This window comes from Streptomyces sp. NPDC046379, assembly GCF_055587785.1.
On the sequence record NZ_JBVJFP010000002.1, the window covers coordinates 529,500 to 549,124 of the forward strand.

Genomic DNA, 19,625 nt, shown 5'->3' on the forward strand with positions numbered 1-19,625 from the left:
TCCTACTCATCACCCATGAACACTTGAACGAGTCTTCATGTGTTCCTGTATGGTGTCCGCGTGTCCGCGACTCTCGCTCCCACCACGTCCCCCGCCCGCACCCCGGCGCCGCCCCGCCGCCGTACCCGCGTCCTCGCCCTGCCCGAGGCCCGCTGGGCGCTCGCCTCCCTGGCGGCCTTCCTGCCGGCCCTCGTCCTCGACCTCGGCGGCGCACCCGCCTGGGCGTACGGCCCCCTGTACGCCGTCGCCTACGTCGCCGGCGGCTGGGAACCGGCCCTCGAAGGGCTGCGCGCACTGCGCGAGAAGACCCTCGACGTCGACCTGCTGATGATCGTCGCGGCACTGGGCGCGGCGGCCATCGGGCAGGTCCTGGACGGCGCCCTGCTGATCGTCATCTTCGCCACCTCCGGCGCCCTGGAGGCCCTGGCCACCGCCCGCACCGCTGACTCCGTGCGCGGCCTGCTCGACCTCGCCCCGGGCACCGCGACCCGGGTCACCCCCGACGGCGCCGAGGAGACCGTGCCGGCCGCCGAACTCGCCGTCGGCGACGTGCTGCTGGTCCGCCCGGGAGAACGCATCGGCGCCGACGGCCGGGTCCTGGACGGCAGCGGCGAGGTCGACCAGGCCACCATCACCGGCGAACCCCTGCCCGTCCTCAAGAGCCCCGGCGACGAGGTCTTCGCGGGCACGCTGAACGGCACCGGGGCACTGCGCGTGCGCGTCGGACGCGACCCCGCCGACTCGGTCATCGCCCGGATCGTCGCCCTGGTGGAGGAGGCGTCCCGCACCAAGGCGCCGACGCAACTGTTCATCGAGAAGGTCGAACAGCGCTACTCCGTCGGCGTGGTCGCCGCGACCCTCGCCGTCTTCGCCGTTCCCCTCGCCTTCGGCGCGGAACTGGCCGACGCCCTGCTGCGGGCCATGACCTTCATGATCGTCGCCTCGCCGTGCGCGGTCGTCCTGGCCACCATGCCGCCCCTGCTGTCCGCCATCGCCAACGCCGGCCGGCACGGCGTCCTCGTCAAGTCCGCCGTGGCCATGGAACGCCTCGGCGAGATCGACACCGCCGCCCTCGACAAGACCGGCACGCTCACCGAGGGCGCCCCCGAGGTGACCGCCGTACGCCCGCTGCCGGGCTCCGGGCTCGACGAGGACGCGCTGCTGGCGCTGGCCGCTGCGGCCGAGCACCCGAGCGAGCACCCGCTGGCCCGCGCGGTCGTGGCCGCCGCCCGCACCCGCGGGCTGACCGTGGAGCCCGCCCGGGACTTCACGGCGCTGCCCGGCCGCGGGGTCACCGCCGCGGTCGGGGGACACGTGATCGAGGTCGGCCGCGCGGACGCCCCCGAGGGCGACGAGACGGCCGTCCGGGTCTCCCGCGACGGCGTCCCCGTCGGCGCCCTCGCCCTCACCGACCGGATCCGCTCCGACGCGCCCGCGGCCACCGCGGCGCTCACCGCCGTCACCGGCGCCCCGCCCGTCCTGCTCACCGGAGACAACCTGCGCGCCGCGACCCGGGTCGCCACGGCGACCGGACTGACCGACGTCCGCGCCGAACTGCTCCCCGAGGACAAGGTCAGGGCCGTGCGCGACCTCCAGGACGCCGGGCGCAAGGTCCTGTTCGTCGGGGACGGCGTCAACGACGCCCCCGCCCTCGCCGCCGCCCACACCGGCGTCGCCATGGGCCGCGCGGGCTCCGACCTCGCGCTGGAGACCGCGGACGCCGTCGTCGTACGCGACGAACTCACCGCGGTGCCGGCGGCCGTACGGCTCTCCCGCGCCGCCCGGCGTCTGGTGGTCCAGAACCTGGTGATCGCCGGTTCCTTCATCACCGTGCTCGTCGCCTGGGACCTGATCGGCCACCTCCCGCTGCCGCTGGGGGTCGCCGGCCACGAGGGCTCGACGGTCCTGGTCGGCCTCAACGGCCTGCGGCTGCTGCGCGAGTCGGCGTGGCGGCGCGCGGCCACGGGCTGAGCCGGGCCGCCCGGCAGGGCCGGGCGGCCCCGGCCGACACGGACGGCGACGTCCCCCCGCCCGTGTCGACGGGCCCGCCCGCCCGTGTCGGCCGGCGGCCCCGGCCGTGCCGCCGGGGCCGCACGGGTCCCGGGGGTCCGCAGGGCCGCACGGGTCCCGGCACGGGCGTCGGCGTGGCGCGCCGCACCGTGCCGACGGCCCCACCGCGTGCCGGCGGCGGCCCCGCCCTCGTGCCGACGGCCCCACCTCCGTGCCGGCGGCCCCACCTCCGTGCCGGCGGCCCTGCGCGCGAGTCGGTCAAGGGCCGCCGCGCGGATCCGATGATGCCGTGCATGCGTGCCGTCGGCCGTGGACCGTTCACCGACCTCGCGGCGGCACACGGACGCGCTGGCCCGGCGAGGACGATGTCGGATTCCCGCCAGCCAACGGGCCGCCGGTCGCCCATGCTGGACGCATGCAGAGGGCGATGCACACCGACACCGAGCGCTGCGTGCGCGCCGTCCAGTCGAAGGACGGGCGGTTCGACGGCTGGTTCTTCACGGCCGTCCTGACCACCCGCATCTACTGCCGTCCCAGCTGCCCGGTCGTGCCGCCCAAGCCGGAGAACATGACGTTCTTCCCCAGTGCGGCGGCCTGCCAGCAGGCCGGTTTCCGGGCGTGCAAGCGCTGCCGTCCGGACACCAGCCCCGGCTCCCCGGAGTGGAACCGGCGCGCCGACCTGGTCGCCCGCGCCATGCGGCTGATCGCCGACGGCGTCGTGGACCGCGAGGGCGTCCCCGGCCTCGCCGCCCGGCTCGGCTACAGCGCCCGCCAGATCGAACGCCAGCTCCTCGCCGAACTGGGCGCGGGACCGCTCGCCCTGGCCCGCGCCCAGCGCGCCCAGACCGCCCGCCTGCTGATCGAGACGACGACGCTGCCGATGGCGCGGATCGCGTTCGCCGCCGGCTTCTCCTCCATCCGCACCTTCAACGACACCGTCCGCGAGGTCTTCGCCCTCACCCCCAGCGGCCTGCGCGACCGTGCGCCCCGCTCCGGGGCCGGCGCCGCCCCGGGCGCCCTCTTGCTGCGGCTGCCGTTCCGCACCCCCCTCAACCCCGACAACCTCTTCGGCCACCTCGCGGCCACCGCGGTACCGGGCGTCGAGGAGTGGCGCGACGGCGCCTACCGCCGCACCCTCCGTCTGCCCCACGGCCACGGAATCGCCGCCCTGACCCCGCGCCCCGACCACATCGCCTGCCGCCTCACCCTCGCCGACCTGCGCGACCTGCCGGTGGCGATCAGCCGCTGCCGCCGGATGCTCGACCTCGACGCCGATCCGGTCGCGGTGGACGACCGGCTGCGCGCCGACCCCGTCCTCGCCCCGCTCGTCGACAAGGCGCCCGGCCGCCGGGTCCCGCGCACGGTGGACGAGGCGGAGTTCGCCGTACGGGCGGTGCAGGGCCAGCAGGTCTCCACGGCGGCCGCCCGCACGCACGCGGCCCGCCTCGTCGCCGCGCACGGCGACCCGGTGGACGACCCCGAGGGCGGTCTGACCCACCTCTTCCCGTCACCGCAGGCGCTGGCGTCCCTGGCCCCCGAGGCCCTGGCCATGCCCCGGACCCGCCGCGCGACCCTCACCACCCTCGTCACGCAACTGGCCGACGGCACCCTGCACCTGGGCGTCGAGAGCGACTGGCCCGAGACCCGCGCCCGGCTCCTCGCCCTCCCCGGCTTCGGCCCCTGGACGGCCGACGTCATCGCCATGCGCGCCCTAGGCGACCCCGACGCCTTCCTCCCCACCGACCTCGGCATCCGCCGCGCGGCCCGCGACCTGGGCCTGCCGTCGACCCCGGCGGCCCTGACGGCGCGGGCACAGGCGTGGCGGCCCTGGCGGGCGTACGCGGTCCAGTACCTGTGGGCGACGGACGACCACCCGATCAACTTCCTCCCGGTGTAAGGCACGTGATGAACAGGACGAGCAAGAGGAACCCGATGAGCAGGACCGGCACGACGACCAAGCGGCACACGGTGATCGACAGCCCCTACGGCCCCCTCACCCTGGTCGCCGAGGACGGCGTCCTGTGCGGCCTCTACATGACCGACCAGCGCCACCGCCCCCCGGAGGAGTCCTTCGGCAGGCCCGACGCGTCCCCCTTCGCCGAGGCGGAGGAACAGCTGGAGGCCTACTTCGCGGGAGACTTGAAGGAGTTCACCCTCGAACTCCGCCTGAACGGCACGCCGTTCCAGCGCGGCGTCTGGTCGGAGCTTCTCCGCATCCCCTACGGCGAGACCCGTTCCTACGGCGAACTGGCCGCCGCGCTCGGCAACCCCCGGGCGTCCCGCGCCGTCGGGCTGGCCAACGGCAAGAACCCGATCGGCATCATCGTCCCCTGCCACCGCGTCGTCGGCGCGACGGGCGGCCTCACCGGTTACGGCGGCGGCCTGCCCCGCAAGCAGCGCCTGCTGGACTTCGAGCGGGGTACGGCGCTGTTCTAGGCGCCCGCGAGCCCCGACGCGTACGGGTCCCGACGCGCAGGAGCCCGGACCCTACGAGTCCGGGCTCGGCTCCGGACCACCCAGGTCGGCGCGGACCAGGTGGTGGTCCGAGTGCGGGGTGGGATGCACGCCGTGCTCGCGCGGGACGATGCCGCGCACGAAGATGTAGTCGAACTTGCTCTCCCAGTCGGTCGTCGTCGCGCAGGCGCCGCCGGACGAGGGGTGACACCGGGGGTCCGTGTCCGTGGCCAGTGCCCACATCCCGGCGAGTTCGGGGGCGTACGGCACGGCGTTGAAGTCGCCGAGGGCGATCGCGCGGTCGTGCCGGGCGACGACGGTGGCGAGGACGCCGACCTGGTCCGCCCGGACCGCTTCCTGACGGCGCTCGGCGAGGTGCGTGTTGAAGACCCGGGTGGGCCGGCCGCCCACCATGGTGGTGACCGCCACGTACCCGCGGTCCTCGGAACCCCCGTCGGGATACTCCACGTTGACGCGGTCGGTCATCGGCGCCGCGGACAGGATCGCCTGGCCGTAGGCCCCCGGACGCCACGGCACTCCACCGCAGCGGCCCCAATTGCGCAGGACCGTCCCGTACTCGACGTGGTAGACCAGCCCGAAGCGCCTCGCCAGAAGGTCGCGGATCCTCTCGACGTGGCCCTGGCACGCTTCCTGGAATCCGATGACCTCGGGCGCGTACGCGGCGATCTCCGCCGCCTGCTCCGCGGCGCCCACCTCACAGGGGTTGCAGAGGTTCCACGTCATGACGCGGTTCGGCACCACGTCCCTGGCCTCACCGGCCGCCGACCCGGGGAAGCGGGCGCCGCCCGGCGCGCTGGGGCCGACGAGCACCACACAGGCCACGAACACGGCGCCCACGAGCAACCACATGCCCCTTCCGAGCACCATCGCCTCCTCGACGTGGATATCCGATGACGACCGACGTCCCTCTGCACGAGGTTAGAGGCACCCGCCTCACCGGCTCGCGGTGCCCCGTCGGCGCCCGCTCACCGCGCGCCCCCTGCGCTCAGCCGCCGCAGCAGCCCGGGCAGCGCCGTCCCGATGCGTTCCCGCACGATCTCGTCGGCGATCGAGTCGTACGGCGTGGGCTCGGCGTTGACGATGACGAGGCGGGCCCCGTGGTCGACGGCGACCCCGGCGAGGCCGGCGGCGGGATGGACCTGGAGGCTCGTGCCGACGGCGATGAAGACCTGACAGGCCTTGCTGATGGCGAGGGCGTCGCCGAGGACGACGGGGTCGAGCCGCTCGCCGAACATCACGGTCGCGGGCTTCAGGACGCCCCCGCACTCCAGGCAGGGCGGATCGTCCTCGCCGGCGTCGACCCGGGCGAGGGCGTCCTCCATGGGCCCGCGGGCATGGCACCGGGTGCACACCACGCTGCGCGCGCTGCCGTGCAGTTCGAGCACCTTGCGGGCGGGCATTCCGGCGGCCTGGTGCAGGCCGTCGACGTTCTGCGTGATCACCCTCACCGGCACGCCCGACCGCTCCAGCTCCGTCACGGCCCGGTGGGCGGCGTTCGGCTCGGCGCGCAGCGTCCCGGTCTCGCGCCGCATCCGCCAGGAACGGCGCCGGATCTCCGGATCGCCCATGTAGTACTCGTACGTGACGAGCTTCTCGGCCTCCGGGTCCTTGCGCCACACCCCGCCCGGCCCGCGGTAGTCCGGGATGCCGGAGTCGGTGGAGATGCCGGCGCCGCTGAGGACGGCGACGAGGGGCTTGGTCATGCGGCTGAGGGTAGGCCGTGCCCGTGCGGGGCGGCGAACGGACATCCGGTGGCCGGACGGTGGTGCTAGGGTCCGCGGCATGGCAAAGGTCAACGTGTCCCTCGACGCCGAACTCGTCGTGGAGACCATGGTGCTGTCGGGTGTCGGCAACCCCCAGGACGCCGTGTCGCTGGTGCTGCGCGACTACATCGAGAAGGGGCACCGCACCGAGGCGCGGATCGCCGCGCGCGACGAGGCGCTGCGCGAGATCGACGTCAAACCCAGGGAAGAGGGCTGACGGCCCGACGTCCGGCAGGCCGACGGCCGACGGGCCGGCGCCCGACGGGCTGCTCCCCGACGACGGGTCAGCCCACCCGGTGACCGTTCTCCAGCTCGACGGTTCCCGCGCCCTCGGCGAGCACGTCGAGGGCGGCCAGCACGCGGCGCCCCAGCGCTCCGGGCAGACGCTCGGCCAGTTCCTCGCGGGGCACGAGCCGCCAGGACAGCAGTTCCTCCTCCTGGAGACGGATCGCCCCGAAGTCCTCGTCGCCGAGGACGCCGCCGTCGTACAGGTACGCCACCAGCGGCGGCCGGCCCGTGCCCGGCACCCAGTCCACGGCCAGCAGCCGCCCCGGCTCCCGGTCGAGGCCGATCTCCTCCGCGGTCTCCCGGCGCGCCCCCTGCCGCGGGGACTCCCCGTCGTCGGACTCGACGGTTCCGCCCGGAAGCGCCCACCCCTGACGGTAGTTGGGCTCCACGAGCAGCACCCGCCCCTCGGAGTCCCGGAAGAGCACGGCGGCGCCGGCGAGGACGCGGGGCAGGCCGGCGATGTAGGCGGCGTAATCGAGAGTGGTCACCCCGGAAGGGTAACCAGCCCGGACGACGAGGCCGCTCGTCCCGTCACGGGGCCGGGCGGCGGCGACCCGTCGGTTCCACGGGCTGGGCAGGGGCATGACGGCCGGGGCGGGCGGCGGTTAAGGTCGCTGCGGCGCGACTGGCCCCGCCGACGTGCGCGGGGCCGTAGAGCAAGGGGAATGAGAAGTGGCTGACGCTGTGGACGGTGCCCGTCGGGTGCTCATCGCCGCGGACAAGTTCAAGGGCTCGCTGACGGCCGTAGAGGTAGCCGAGCGGGTGACGGCGGGGCTGCGGCGGGTGCTGCCCGGCCTCGACGTGACGGCCCTGCCCGTGGCCGACGGCGGGGACGGCACCGTGGCCGCCGCCCTCGCCGCCGGGTTCGAGCGGCGGGTGGCACGGGTCACCGGGCCCCTCGGGGACGAGGTCACCGCGGCCTTCGCGCTGCGCGGGGACACCGCCGTCGTGGAGATGGCCGAGGCCAGCGGCCTCCAGCGGCTGCCCGCCGGGGTCTTCGCCCCGCTGACGGCGTCCACGTACGGCTCCGGCGAACTGCTGCGCGCCGCGCTCGACGCGGGGGCGCGCACGATCGTCTTCGGCGTCGGCGGCAGCGCCACCACCGACGGCGGTGCGGGGATGCTGTCCGCGCTCGGGGCGCGGTTGCTGACCGCGGACGGGGAGCCCGTGACGCCGGGAGGCGGCGGGCTGGCCGCGCTGGCCTCCGCCGACCTGTCCGGGCTGGACCCGAGGCTGTCCGGGGTCGACCTCGTGCTCGCCAGCGACGTCGACAACCCCCTCACCGGTCCGAAGGGCGCCCCCGCGGTGTACGGCCCGCAGAAGGGCGCCTCCCCGGACGACGTCGCCGCCCTCGACGCGGCCCTCGGGCACTTCGCCGAGGTGCTGGAGGAGTCCGTCGGGCCGCGCGCCGCCGAATACGCCGCCTCGCCCGGCGCGGGCGCCGCCGGCGGCATCGGGTACGGCGCGCTGCTCCTCGGCGCCCGCTTCCGCCCCGGCATCGAGGTGACGCTCGACGTCCTCGGTTTCGCCCCCGAGCTGGCGCGGGCCGACCTCGTGATCACCGGCGAGGGCTCCCTCGACGAGCAGACCCTGCACGGCAAGGCCCCGGCCGGCGTCGCCGCCGCGGCCCGCGCCGCCGGCAAGGACGTCGTCGCCGTGTGCGGACGCCTCGCCCTCGACCCGACGGTGCTGGAGGCGGCCGGCATCCGGCGCGCCTACCCGCTCACCGAGGCCGAGCCGGACGTCGCCACGTGCATCGCCGAGGCGGGGCCCATCCTGGAGCGGGTGGCGGAGCGCATCGCCCGCGACTGCCTCGTGTGACCCTGCGCCCCCGCGGGGGCGGACGGCGAAGGGCCCCGAACCGGATCTCCGGTTCGGGGCCCTCTCCGTGGTACTCCGTGGTGCGCGGCCGCTACGGCTACGGCGCCTGCGCCGCCCGCGCCTCGCGGCGGTTGTCGCGGAAGTTGTTCACCCGGCGGGCCGTGGCGAACAGGGGGATCACCGCGCCCATGACCAGCTGCAGGGCGCAGCCCGTCTGGAGCAGGAGCTGGCCGCTGGGGGCGCCGAAGGCCCACGCCACCAGCAGGCCCATGCTCAGGACGATCCAGGACAGCATCGCCCCGGCCAGCCGTCCCCGCGGCTTCGGGTACTCGACGCGGCTCACCATCAGCCACGCGGTGCCCAGGATGGCCAGGAGCGTCGCCACGAACGGCAGCTCCAGCAGCACGATCGCCACGACCGTCAGCGCGCCGAAGGGACTCGGCATGCCCTGGAACGTGCCGTCCTTCACCGTCACGCAGGAGAACCGCGCCAGTCTGAGGACCACGGCGAGCAGGACGACGATCGCCCCGACCGCGGCCACCCGCTGGTGCGCGTCGTCCGCGACCATGCCGTAGACCAGGACGAAGTACGCCGGGGCGAGGCCGAAGCTGATCAGGTCGGACAGGTTGTCCAGCTCGGCGCCCATGGGGGAGGAGCGCAGCTTGCGCGCGACCAGGCCGTCGAACAGGTCGAAGACCGCCGCGCAGAGCATCAGGATGACCGCCGTGGCCGCGCTGTGGCGGGCCATGCCGGTCTCCTGGCTGCCGGTGAGGTGCGGGATCAGGATGCCGGTGGTGGTGAAGTACACCGCCATGAAGCCGCAGGTGGCGTTGCCCAGGGTCAGCGTGTCCGCTATCGACAGGCGGAGCGAGAGGGGCATCTCCTCCTCGTCGTCCTCCGCCGCGGCCTCCGGCACCCAGCCGGTGCGTGTCTCCGGATCAGTCACGGTCAATTCGGGTCACCCCTGCCACGGTCTTCTGGCCGACCTCGACCGCGACCTCCACGCCCTCCGGCAGGTACAGGTCGACGCGCGAGCCGAAGCGGATGAGACCGATGCGCTCGCCCTGCTCGACCTTGGTGCCCTGCGGCACGTAGGGGACGATGCGGCGGGCCACGGCACCGGCGATCTGGATCATCTCGATGTCGCCGAGCTCGGTGTCGAAGTGCCAGACGACGCGCTCGTTGTTCTCGCTCTCCTTGTTGAAAGCGGGAACGAAACCGCCGGGGATGTGCTCGACCGACGTCACGGTGCCGGCCAGCGGGGCGCGGTTGACGTGGACGTTCAGCGGGCTCATGAAGATCGCGACGCGGGTGCGTCCGTCCTTCCACGGCATGATGCTCTGCACCACACCGTCGGCGGGCGAGATGACCCGGCCCTGGGTGATCTCGCGCTCGGGGTCGCGGAAGAACCACAGCATCCCCGCCGCGAGCGCGGTGGCGGGAACGGCGACGGCCTTCGCGGCGCCGGAGCGGCGCGCGCGGACGAGGCTGAGGGCTGCGGTGGCGACGGTCGGCAGAAGCCACGGCGATGCTCCGCGCGCGAGGCGTACGCCGGCGAGGCTGTCGCGAGGTGCAGAGGTTTGGCTGTGGGGCATGGATGACCTTCGTAGCGGATGATGCCGCGCTTCGGAACGGGGGACGGCGGCTTACTCGCGATCGTAGCGGCTGTGAGCCACAACTGGGTAAGGCGGGAAGCCGAGTCGGTTTCCGAAGAGTGCCTACGGGGTGTGATCTTCTTCTCGAAGAAAACACCCCGTTCCCTGACATTCAGCCCTGGAATCGATACTCTTCGAGCAACCTGCGCCCGATGATCATTTTCTGGATCTCGGCGGTACCTTCACCGATCAGAAGCATCGGAGCCTCGCGGTAGAGGCGCTCGATCTCGTACTCCTTGGAGAAGCCGTAGCCTCCGTGGATGCGGAAGGCGTCCTCCACGACCTCCTTGCAGTACTCGGAGGCGAGGTACTTCGCCATCCCGGCCTCCAGGTCGTTTCGCTCCCCGGAGTCCTTTTTGCGAGCCGCATTCACCATCATGGCATGCGCGGCCTCCACCTTGGTAGCCATCTCGGCCAGTTTGAACTGAATCGCCTGGTGCTGGGCGATCGGCTTGCCGAACGTGTGACGCTGCTGGGCGTACTGGACGCCCAGCTCGAAGGCACGCTGAGCGACGCCGCAGCCACGCGCGGCCACGTTCACGCGGCCCACCTCGACGCCGTCCATCATCTGGTAGAAGCCGCGGCCGGTGACCCCGCCGAGCACCCGGTCGGCGGGAATCCGCAGGCCGTCCATGATGAGCTCGGTCGTGTCGACGCCCTTGTAGCCCATCTTGTCGATCTTGCCCGGGATGGTCAGGCCGGGGCGGACCTCGCCGAAGCCGGGCTCCTTCTCGACCAAGAAGGTGGTCATCGACCTGTGCGGGGCGGTCCCCTCGGGGTGTCCTTCGTCACTGCGGACCAGAACGGCCACCAGCGACGAGGTGCCGCCGTTCGTCAGCCACATCTTCTGGCCGCTGAGGACGTACTCGTCGCCGTCCTTCACCGCCTTCGACGTGATCGCCGACACGTCCGAGCCGAGGCCCGGCTCCGACATCGAGAAGGCGCCCCGGACGTCGCCGGCCGCCATCCTCGGCAGGAAGTGGTCCTTCTGCTCCTGGGTGCCGTGCTGCTTGAGCATGTACGCCACGATGAAGTGCGTGTTGATGATGCCGGACACCGACATCCAGCCGCGCGCGATCTCCTCCACGCACAGCGCGTAGGTCAGCAGCGACTCGCCGAGGCCCCCGTACTCCTCGGGAATCATCAGGCCGAACAGGCCGAGCTCCTTGAGCCCGTCGACGATCTGCTGCGGGTACTCGTCGCGGTGCTCCAGCTCGGTCGCGACCGGGATGATCTCCTTGTCCACGAAGTCCCGGACGGTGGACAGGATCTCCTGCTGGACGTCCGTGAGGCCGTGGGTCTGGGCGAGACGGGCCATCGCTTACTTCCCCTGTTCCTTGGGCTCGGGGCGGCCCGGCTGCTCGCCGCCGCGCTCCTTGACGTACGTCTCGGTGGGCACCATGACCTTGCGGCGGAACACGCACACGAGCGTGCCGTCCTGCTTGTAGCCCTTGGTCTCGACGTGGACGATGCCGCGGTCGTTCTTCGACTTGGACGGCCACTTGTCGAGCACCGTCGTCTCGCCGTAGATCGTGTCGCCGTGGAAGGTCGGCGCGACGTGCTTGAGCGACTCGATCTCCAGGTTGGCGATCGCCTTGCCGGACACGTCCGGGACGGACATGCCGAGCAGGAGCGAGTAGACGTAGTTGCCGACCACCACGTTCCTGCCGAAGTCCGTCGTCTCCGCGGCGTAGTGGGCGTCGAGGTGGAGCGGGTGGTGGTTCATGGTGAGGAGGCAGAAGAGGTGGTCGTCGTACTCGGTGACCGTCTTGCCCGGCCAGTGCTTGTACACCGCGCCGACCTCGAACTCCTCGTAGGTGCGTCCGAACTGCATCGCGCTCAGGCCTCCGGGATCTCGAACGTGCTGGTGCGCTTCATGCCGGCGGCGCGTCCCTTGCCCGCGACGACCAGGGCCATCTTGCGGCTGGCCTCGTCGATCATCTCGTCGCCGAGCATCGCGGAGCCCTTCTTGCCGCCCGCCTCGGACGTGTAGTAGTCGTACGCGTCCAGGATCAGCTCGGCGTGGTCGTAGTCCTCCTGCGACGGCGAGAAGATCTCGTTGGACGCCTCGACCTGGCCCGGGTGCAGCACCCACTTGCCGTCGAAGCCGAGCGCGGCGGCGCGCCGGGCGACCGCGCGGTAGCCGTCGACGTTGCGGATCTGCAGGTAGGGGCCGTCGATCGCCTGGAGGTCGTTGGCGCGGGCGGCCATCAGGATCTTCATCAGGATGTAGTGGTAGGCGTCCGCCGGGTAGCCGGGCGGCTGTTCGCCCACGACCAGGGACTTCATGTTGATGGAGGCCATGAAGTCGGCCGGGCCGAAGATGATCGTCTCCAGGCGCGGGGAGGCCTGGGCGATCTCGTTGACGTTGTTCAGGCCCTGCGCGTTCTCGATCTGCGCCTCGATGCCGATGCGGCCGACCTCGAACCCCATCGTCTTCTCGATCTGGGTGAGGAGCAGGTCGAGGGCGACGACCTGCTGGGCGTTCTGCACCTTCGGCAGCATGATGCAGTCGAGGTTCGGTCCCGCGCCCTCGACGACCGTGACGACGTCGCGGTACGTCCATTCGGTGGTCCAGTCGTTGACGCGCACGACGCGGGTCTTGCCGGTCCAGTCGCCCTCGTTGAGGAACTTCACGATGGTGTGCCGCGCCTCCGGCTTGGCGAGGGGGGCGCAGGCGTCCTCCAGGTCCAGGAAGACCTGGTCCGCCGGGAGGCCCTGGGCCTTCTCCAGGAAGCGCGGGTTCGAGCCCGGCACCGCCAGGCAGGAGCGCCGCGGGCGAAGGCGGTCGACACGGGGAAGGGGGGCGGCGGAGCCGCTCGCTGAAAGGGTGGTGGTGGGAGACGGGCGGGCGGTCATGCGGGGACCTCCAGGGGGTCGAGCTCGTGTGCTGTCCGGATCTCGTCGACGATGCGGCCGATGATCCCGGTGATGTCGAAGTCCTTCGGGGTGAAGACCGCGGCCACTCCGGCGGCCCGCAGCTGCTCGGCGTCACCGTTCGGGATGATGCCACCGGCGATCACCGGTATGTCTGTGGCACCGGCCACACGCAGCCGCTCCAGCACGTCCGGGACCAGCTGGGCGTGCGACCCGGAGAGGACGGACAGGCCCACCGCGTGGACGTCCTCGGCCAGGGCCGCGTCCACGATCTGCTCCGGGGTGAGCCGGATGCCCTGGTAGACCACCTCGAAGCCGGCGTCCCGCGCGCGCACCGCGATCTGCTCGGCGCCGTTGGAGTGGCCGTCCAGGCCCGGCTTGCCCACCAGGAAGCGCAGCTTGCCGACGCCGAGGTCCCGCGCGGTCAGCTCCACCTTCCGGCGGACCCGCGCCATCGCGGTGCCCTCCTCGGCGGCGACCGCGACCGGCGCGGACGACACTCCCGTCGGGGCGCGGTACTCGCCGAACACCTCGCGCAGCGCCCCGGCCCACTCGCCGGTCGTCACGCCGGCCCGGGCGCACTCCAGGGTGGCCTCCATGAGGTTGTCGGTGCCCTTCGCGGCCTCCTTCAGCCGTTCCAGCGCCTTGCACGGGCGCGGGTGGTTGAAGGGCGGCTGGTAGCGGGTGTCCCGCCAGTGCCGCAGCGAGGCGACGACGCGGGCCTCGACCGCCGGGTCGACCGTCTGGATCGCGGTGTCCAGGTCGGCCGTGAGCGGGTTCGGCTCGGTGGTCTCGAAGATGTTGACGCCGACGATCTTCTCCTCGCCCGACTCGATCCGCGCCCGGCGCTCGGCGTGCGAGGCGACGAGCTGCGACTTGAGGTAGCCGGACTCGACGGCGGCCATCGCGCCGCCCATCTCCTGGATGCGGTCGATCTCCGCGAGCGACTCCTCGACCAGCTGGGCCACCTTCGCCTCGATCACCTTCGAGCCCTCGAAGATGTCGTCGTACTCCAGCAGGTCGCTCTCGTGGGCGAGGACCTGCTGGATGCGCAGGCTCCACTGCTGGTCCCAGGGCCGGGGCAGGCCCAGCGCCTCGTTCCAGGCGGGCAGCTGCACGGCCCGCGCGCGGGCGTCCTTGGAGAGGGTGACGGCGAGCATCTCCAGCACGATCCGCTGGACGTTGTTCTCCGGCTGCGCCTCGGTCAGACCGAGGGAGTTGACCTGGACGCCGTAGCGGAAGCGGCGGTGTCTGGGGTCCTGGATGCCGTACCGCTCGCGGGTGATGCGGTCCCAGATGCGGCCGAAGGCACGCATCTTGCACATCTCCTCGACGAACCGCACGCCCGCGTTCACGAAGAAGGACATGCGGCCGACGACGTCGCCCATGCGCTCCTCGGGCACCTGCCCACTGTCGCGCACGGCGTCGAGGACGGCGATCGCGGTGGACATCGCGTACGCGATCTCCTGCACCGGAGTGGCGCCCGCCTCCTGCAGGTGGTAGCTGCAGATGTTGATCGGGTTCCACTTCGGCAGGTGGGAGACCGTGTACGCGATCATGTCCGTCGTCAGACGGAGGCTCGGCCCCGGCGGGAAGACGTGCGTGCCGCGGGACAGGTACTCCTTGACGATGTCGTTCTGGGTGGTCCCCTGGAGCCGGGTGATGTCCGCGCCCTGCTCCTCCGCGACGACCTGGTAGAGCGCCAGCAGCCACATCGCCGTGGCGTTGATGGTCATCGAGGTGTTCATCCGCTCCAGGGGGATGTCCTGGAACAGCCGGCGCATGTCACCGAGGTGGGCGACCGGCACGCCGACCCGGCCGACCTCGCCGCGGGCGAGGACGTGGTCGGAGTCGTAGCCGGTCTGCGTCGGCAGGTCGAACGCCACCGACAGACCCGTCTGGCCCTTGGCGAGGTTGCGCCGGTACAGCTCGTTGGACGCCTCGGCCGTGGAGTGGCCGGCGTACGTGCGCATGAGCCACGGCCGGTCCCTTTCCCTCGGCGCCTGCGCAGTCTGACGCTCTGACATCCGTGCCCGTCCTCAGATGTTCCGGAAGCGGTTGATGGCGTCGATGTGGCGCGCCCGCTTCTCGTGGTCGCGCACGCCGAGGCCCTCCTCGGGGGCGAGGCAGAGCACTCCGACCTTGCCCTGGTGGACGTTGCGGTGGACGTCGTGCGCGGCCTGGCCGGTGTCCTCCAGGGCGTACACCTTCGACAGGGTGGGGTGGATCCTGCCCTTCGCGATGAGGCGGTTGGCCTCCCATGCCTCGCGGTAGTTGGCGAAGTGGGAGCCGATGATGCGCTTCAGCGACATCCACAGGTAGCGGTTGTCGTACTCGTGCATGTAGCCCGAGGTGGAGGCGCAGGTGGTGATGGTGCCGCCCTTGCGGGTGACGTAGACGGAGGCGCCGAAGGTCTCGCGGCCGGGGTGCTCGAAGACGATGTCGATGTCCTCGCCGCCGGTGAGTTCGCGGATGCGCTTTCCGAAGCGCTTCCACTCCCTGGGGTCCTGGGTCCGCTCGTCCTTCCAGAACCTGTAGCCCTCGGCGCTGCGGTCGATGATCGCCTCGGCGCCCATCGAGCGGCAGATCTCCGCCTTCCGGGGGCTGGAGACGACACAGATCGGGTTGGCGCCGCCGGCCAGCGCGAACTGCGTGGCGTACGAGCCCAGTCCGCCGCTCGCGCCCCAGATCAGGACGTTGTCGCCCTGCTTCATGCCGGCGCCGTTGCGCGAGACCAGCTGGCGGTACGCGGTGGAGTTGACCAGGCCCGGGGCCGCCGCCTCCTCCCACGACAGGTGGTCCGGCTTGGGCATCAGCTGGTTGGACTTTACGAGCGCGATCTCGGCGAGGCCGCCGAAGTTGGTCTCGAAGCCCCAGATCCGCTGCTCCGGGTCGAGCATGGTGTCGTTGTGGCCGTCGCTGGACTCCAGCTCGACGGAGAGGCAGTGCGCGACGACCTCGTCGCCGGGCTTCCAGGAGTTCACGCCCGGCCCGGTGCGCAGCACGACGCCCGCGAGGTCGGAGCCGATGATGTGGTACGGCAGGTCGTGGCGCTTGGCCAGCTCGCTGGTGCGGCCGTAGCGCTCCAGGAAGCCGAAGGTCGACAGCGGCTCGAAGATCGACGTCCACACCGAGTTGTAGTTGACCGAGGAGGCCATGACGGCCACCAGCGCCTCGCCGGGGCCCAGTTCGGGCAGCGGCACCTCGTCCAGGTGGAGCGACTTGCGCGGGTCCTTGTCGCGGGTCTCGAGGCCCGCGAACATCTCGGTCTCGTCCTTGTGCACGGTGATCGCGCGGTACGACTCGGGCAGCGGCAGGGCGGCGAAGTCGGCCGGCGTGGAGTCGGGCGACTGGATCGCGGCCAGGATGTCCTTCACGGTCACGGTGTTGCCTCCGGCGGTGAGCGCCCCGAGGGAAGGGCGCTGAGGGTTGCGTCGGTGCTGCTGAGGGTGTGGGTGTGCCGTCGGTTCGGCGGGTGGTGCGGTGGGCGGCGCTTTGTGGCGCGGGAGGGTGCCTGTGACGCAGGCGTCCGGGCGCGCGGGACGAGACGGTCCCGCGGGGACAGCCCGGACACCCTCAACGTATGGCACCCCGTGACACCTCGCAAGGCACTGGGTGCCAGAAATTCCTCTCAGATGAAATCTTTACGCGACATATGAGCGATGATCGATCGAACGGCCCGCCGGAGCCGGGCGAAAAGCGCCTCTGACATGCCAAAACGGCCACCCGGGCGGGTGGCCGTCATCACAGCGGGAGGGTGACTCAGCGCTCTTTCAGCGCCTGCTCGATCGTGCGCATGACCTCGGCCAGCGGGGCGTCCGTGCGGGCCACGGCCACCAGCACCTCGCCCTGCGCGGAGATCGACGCCGGGCCGGACGCCGGGCCGGACGGCGGCTTGGGCGCCGAGGTGCGGCCGACGCCTATCCCGGCGCCGAACGTCCTGCGGACGATCGCGAAGGCGTGGTCCAGCTGCGCCTCCACGTCCCCCTGGCCGCCGGCCCGCAGCCAGCGCCGCAGCACGTGATTGTGGGCGGTGACCACGGCGGAGGCGGCGACCTCGGCGAGCAGCGGGTCGTCGTTGGCGTCGTCGTCGTGGGCGTGCTCGTCGAAGTGGCCGAGCAGATAGCGGGTGAACAGCCGCTCGTAGCGGGCCACCGACGCGATCTCCGCCTCCCGCAGGGTGGGCACCTCGCGGGTCAGCTTGTAGCGGGCGACGGAGATCTCCGGGCGTCCCGCGTACATCTTCATGACTTCCTTGATGCCGCGGCACACCGTGTCGAGCGGATGCTCGTGCGCGGGCGCGGCGTTGAGCACCGCCTCCGCCCGGACCAGGGTGTCGTCGTGGTCCGGGAAGATCGCCTCCTCCTTGGAGCGGAAGTGGCGGAAGAAGGTGCGCCGGGCCACCCCGGCGCGGGCCGCGATCTCGTCGACGGTGGTCGCCTCGTAGCCCTTGGTCGCGAACAGCTCCATCGCCGCGGCGGCCAGTTCCCGGCGCATTTTCAGCCGCTGGGCCGCCGCGCGGTTGCCCGCGGCGCTCTCCGGTGCGTCGGGCGTGGCTGGTGTACGTGAGGACTTGGCGGGCTGGGACATGACCCGAACGTACTGCATGTGCGCAGTTCGGCGCGCGGGCCCGGCACTTCCCCCGCCCGGGGAGGGCGGGGGAGCGCCGGCGGGGCCGAGCAGTCCGCCCCAGTCCGCGTCCCTGCGGAACCAGTCACCCGGACGGTCAGCGGCGGGCATACTCGCGGAAGCCGCGCCCCGTCTTGCGGCCGAGGCAGCCGGCGGCCACCAGGTGCTCCAGCAGCGGCGCGGGGGCCAGGCCCGGCTCGCGGAACTCGCTGTGCAGGACCTTCTCGATGGCCAGCGAGACGTCCAGACCGACCACGTCCAGCAGCTCGAAGGGACCCATCGGATAGCCCCCGCCCAGTTTCATCGCGGCGTCGATGTCGTCCAGGGACGCGTAGTGGTCCTGGACCATCTTGATCGCGTTGTTGAGGTACGGGAACAGCAGCGCGTTCACGATGAACCCGGCCCGGTCGCCGCAGTCGACGGGGTGCTTGCGGATGCGGCCGCAGACCTCGCGGACGGTGGCGTGGACGTCGTCGGCCGTCAGCACCGTGCGGACGACCTCGACCAGCTTCATCGCCGGGGCCGGGTTGAAGAAGTGCATGCCGATCACGTCCTGCGGGCGCGAGGTGGCGCGGGCGCAGGCGACCACGGGCAGCGAGGAGGTCGTCGTGGCCAGGACCGCGCCGGGCTTGCAGACCTTGTCCAGCGCGGCGAACAGCTGCCGCTTGACGTCCAGGTCCTCGGCGACGGCCTCGACGGCCAGGTCGACGTCGGCGAAGGCGTCGTAGGAGCCCGCCGGGACGATCCGCTCCAGGGTCTGCGCCGCGGCCTCCGCAGTCATACGGCCCTTGTCGACCGAGCGGGCCAGCGAGGCGCCGATCCGGGCCCTGGCGGCCTGTGCCTTCTCCTCGCTGCGGGCGGCGAGCACGACGTCGTAGCCCGCCTTGGCGAACACCTCGGCGATGCCGGAGGCCATGGTCCCCGAGCCGGCCACGCCGACGGAGCGCACCGGGCGGCCGGGCGCCCGCTCGCCGTCCCCGGCCGGGGTCAGGGCGTCCGGCACGACGGCGGCGCCGCCGGGGGCGTCGTAGGTGTAGAAGCCGCGGCCGGCCTTGCGGCCCGTCAGGCCCGCCTCGCTGAGCTGCTTGAGGATCGGCGCGGGGGCGTGCAACCGGTCGCGGGACTCGGCGTACAGGGCGTCCAGGACGGTGCGGGCGGTGTCGATGCCGACCAGGTCGAGCAGCGCGAGGGGGCCCATCGGCAGCCCGCACCCCAGCCGCATCGCCGCGTCGATGTCCTCGCGGGAGGCGTACCGGGACTCGTACATCGCGGCGGCCTGGTTGAGGTAGCCGAACAGCAGGCCGTCGGCGACGAATCCGGGCCGGTCGCCGACCGAGACCGGCTCCTTGCCCAGGTCGAGGGCGAGGCCGGTGACGGCGTCGACGGCACTGGGCGCGGTCAGCACCGACGAGACGATCTCGACCAGCTTCATCGCCGGGGCCGGATTGAAGAAGTGCAGGCCCAGCACCCGCTCCGGGCGCGCGGAGTCCGCGGCGAGCCGGGTGACGGACAGGGCGTTGGTGCCGGTGGCCAGGATCGTCTCCGGGCGGACGACGCCGTCCAGCTCGCGGAAGATCTGCTGCTTGATCTCGTACGACTCCGGGGCCACCTCGACGACCAGGTCGACGTCGGCGGCGGCCCGCAGGTCGGTGGAGGTGCGGACGCGGGCCAGGGCGGCGGTCCGCTCCCGCTCGGTCATGCGGCCCCGCTCGACGGCGCGGGCCGTCGCGGCCTCCAGCGCGGCGACGCACCGGGCGGCCTGGGCTTCGCTGATGTCGATGCCGACGACCTCGCGGCCGGCCCTGGCCAGCACCTCGGCGATGCCGGTCCCCATGGTGCCGAGGCCGACGACGGCGACGGTGCGCAGGGGCGAGCCGGAGGCGGGGGCGGGGGAAGCGGGAGAAGAAGGGGACAGGGGAGCGGCCATCGCGGGACTCCTGGATGAGGGTGACGACTGGGAACGCGCCCCGGTGCGCCGAAGGGGCGCACCGGGTGCGTGCGGAGCTGCGGTTGCGGGTGATGCCGGGCTGTCAGGGGCCTGACACGCAGGCCCCGGCGCACACGCCCGGGAGCCGTCGCCGCGGACGCGCACACGTCCGGCGAACGG

General features: G+C 72.5%; 17 protein-coding genes. 5 read left to right on the top strand and 12 right to left on the bottom strand.

Annotation, left to right across the window (positions count from 1 at the left end):
• Positions 1-60 precede the first annotated feature (60 nt).
• The 3 genes from ACZ6KF_RS06295 to ACZ6KF_RS06305 all read left to right on the top strand — a co-directional run bounded on the left by ACZ6KF_RS06295 (position 61) and on the right by ACZ6KF_RS06305 (position 4,446).
• Complete coding sequence (locus ACZ6KF_RS06295) at positions 61-1,971, top strand: heavy metal translocating P-type ATPase (RefSeq protein ID WP_469237496.1); 1,911 nt, start codon at positions 61-63, stop codon at positions 1,969-1,971.
• A 454-nt stretch (positions 1,972-2,425) separates the two neighbouring features.
• Positions 2,426-3,907 carry an AlkA N-terminal domain-containing protein gene (locus ACZ6KF_RS06300; RefSeq protein ID WP_469237498.1) on the top strand — a complete coding sequence of 494 codons (1,482 nt, stop codon included), beginning with the start codon at positions 2,426-2,428 and terminating at the stop codon, positions 3,905-3,907.
• A 35-nt stretch (positions 3,908-3,942) separates the two neighbouring features.
• Positions 3,943-4,446 (top strand): methylated-DNA--[protein]-cysteine S-methyltransferase, encoded by a 504-nt coding sequence (locus ACZ6KF_RS06305; RefSeq protein ID WP_356627894.1) that lies wholly within the window; start codon positions 3,943-3,945, stop codon positions 4,444-4,446.
• A gap of 51 nt (positions 4,447-4,497) precedes the next feature.
• On the opposite strand, the gene ACZ6KF_RS06310 is transcribed toward ACZ6KF_RS06305, so the two are convergent.
• Together ACZ6KF_RS06310 and ACZ6KF_RS06315 are read right to left on the bottom strand one after the other, a co-directional pair.
• Positions 4,498-5,352: an endonuclease/exonuclease/phosphatase family protein gene (locus ACZ6KF_RS06310; protein WP_469237500.1), complete on the bottom strand. Its 855-nt coding sequence runs from the start codon at positions 5,350-5,352 to the stop codon at positions 4,498-4,500.
• A gap of 98 nt (positions 5,353-5,450) precedes the next feature.
• A complete protein-coding gene (locus tag ACZ6KF_RS06315) occupies positions 5,451-6,188 on the bottom strand; it encodes an SIR2 family NAD-dependent protein deacylase (RefSeq protein WP_469159886.1) in 738 nt (245 codons plus the stop codon).
• Positions 6,189-6,267: 79 nt separating this feature from the next.
• Between ACZ6KF_RS06315 and ACZ6KF_RS06320 the strand changes: the two genes are divergently transcribed.
• Positions 6,268-6,465 carry a DUF2191 domain-containing protein gene (locus tag ACZ6KF_RS06320; RefSeq protein WP_356627897.1) on the top strand — a complete coding sequence of 66 codons (198 nt, stop codon included), beginning with the start codon at positions 6,268-6,270 and terminating at the stop codon, positions 6,463-6,465.
• A 67-nt stretch (positions 6,466-6,532) separates the two neighbouring features.
• On the opposite strand, the gene ACZ6KF_RS06325 is transcribed toward ACZ6KF_RS06320, so the two are convergent.
• Positions 6,533-7,024, bottom strand: coding sequence for an NUDIX hydrolase (locus tag ACZ6KF_RS06325; RefSeq protein WP_356627898.1), 492 nt, complete (start codon positions 7,022-7,024; stop codon positions 6,533-6,535).
• Positions 7,025-7,220: 196 nt separating this feature from the next.
• On the opposite strand from ACZ6KF_RS06325, the gene ACZ6KF_RS06330 reads away from it, so the two are divergent.
• Positions 7,221-8,357, top strand: a complete 1,137-nt coding sequence (locus ACZ6KF_RS06330) for a glycerate kinase (protein ID WP_469237599.1) — start codon at positions 7,221-7,223, stop codon at positions 8,355-8,357.
• A gap of 97 nt (positions 8,358-8,454) precedes the next feature.
• On the opposite strand, the gene pssA is transcribed toward ACZ6KF_RS06330, so the two are convergent.
• The 9 genes from pssA to ACZ6KF_RS06375 form a co-directional block, all read right to left on the bottom strand.
• Positions 8,455-9,273 (bottom strand): CDP-diacylglycerol--serine O-phosphatidyltransferase, encoded by an 819-nt coding sequence (gene pssA, locus ACZ6KF_RS06335; protein WP_469237601.1) that lies wholly within the window; start codon positions 9,271-9,273, stop codon positions 8,455-8,457.
• A gap of 22 nt (positions 9,274-9,295) precedes the next feature.
• Entirely contained in the window at positions 9,296-9,952 is a 657-nt protein-coding gene (locus ACZ6KF_RS06340; RefSeq protein ID WP_356627899.1) for a phosphatidylserine decarboxylase, read from the bottom strand.
• Between the two features lie 172 nt (positions 9,953-10,124).
• Positions 10,125-11,330: an acyl-CoA dehydrogenase family protein gene (locus tag ACZ6KF_RS06345; protein ID WP_356627900.1), complete on the bottom strand. Its 1,206-nt coding sequence runs from the start codon at positions 11,328-11,330 to the stop codon at positions 10,125-10,127.
• A gap of 3 nt (positions 11,331-11,333) precedes the next feature.
• Positions 11,334-11,846, bottom strand: coding sequence for a MaoC family dehydratase (locus ACZ6KF_RS06350; RefSeq protein WP_356627901.1), 513 nt, complete (start codon positions 11,844-11,846; stop codon positions 11,334-11,336).
• A 5-nt stretch (positions 11,847-11,851) separates the two neighbouring features.
• Positions 11,852-12,871, bottom strand: coding sequence for an HpcH/HpaI aldolase/citrate lyase family protein (locus ACZ6KF_RS06355; protein ID WP_356627902.1), 1,020 nt, complete (start codon positions 12,869-12,871; stop codon positions 11,852-11,854).
• Positions 12,868-14,916, bottom strand: a complete 2,049-nt coding sequence (locus ACZ6KF_RS06360) for a protein meaA (protein ID WP_356627903.1) — start codon at positions 14,914-14,916, stop codon at positions 12,868-12,870. The genes ACZ6KF_RS06355 and ACZ6KF_RS06360 overlap by 4 nt, the downstream gene beginning before the upstream one ends.
• 12 nt (positions 14,917-14,928) lie before the next feature.
• Positions 14,929-16,272, bottom strand: a complete 1,344-nt coding sequence (gene ccrA / locus ACZ6KF_RS06365; RefSeq protein WP_356627904.1) for a crotonyl-CoA carboxylase/reductase — start codon at positions 16,270-16,272, stop codon at positions 14,929-14,931.
• A gap of 379 nt (positions 16,273-16,651) precedes the next feature.
• On the bottom strand, positions 16,652-17,479 hold the full coding sequence (locus ACZ6KF_RS06370; protein ID WP_469237502.1) for a TetR/AcrR family transcriptional regulator: 828 nt from the start codon (positions 17,477-17,479) through the stop codon (positions 16,652-16,654).
• A 136-nt stretch (positions 17,480-17,615) separates the two neighbouring features.
• Positions 17,616-19,445: a 3-hydroxyacyl-CoA dehydrogenase family protein gene (locus ACZ6KF_RS06375; protein ID WP_356627906.1), complete on the bottom strand. Its 1,830-nt coding sequence runs from the start codon at positions 19,443-19,445 to the stop codon at positions 17,616-17,618.
• Between the last annotated feature and the right edge of the window lie 180 nt (positions 19,446-19,625).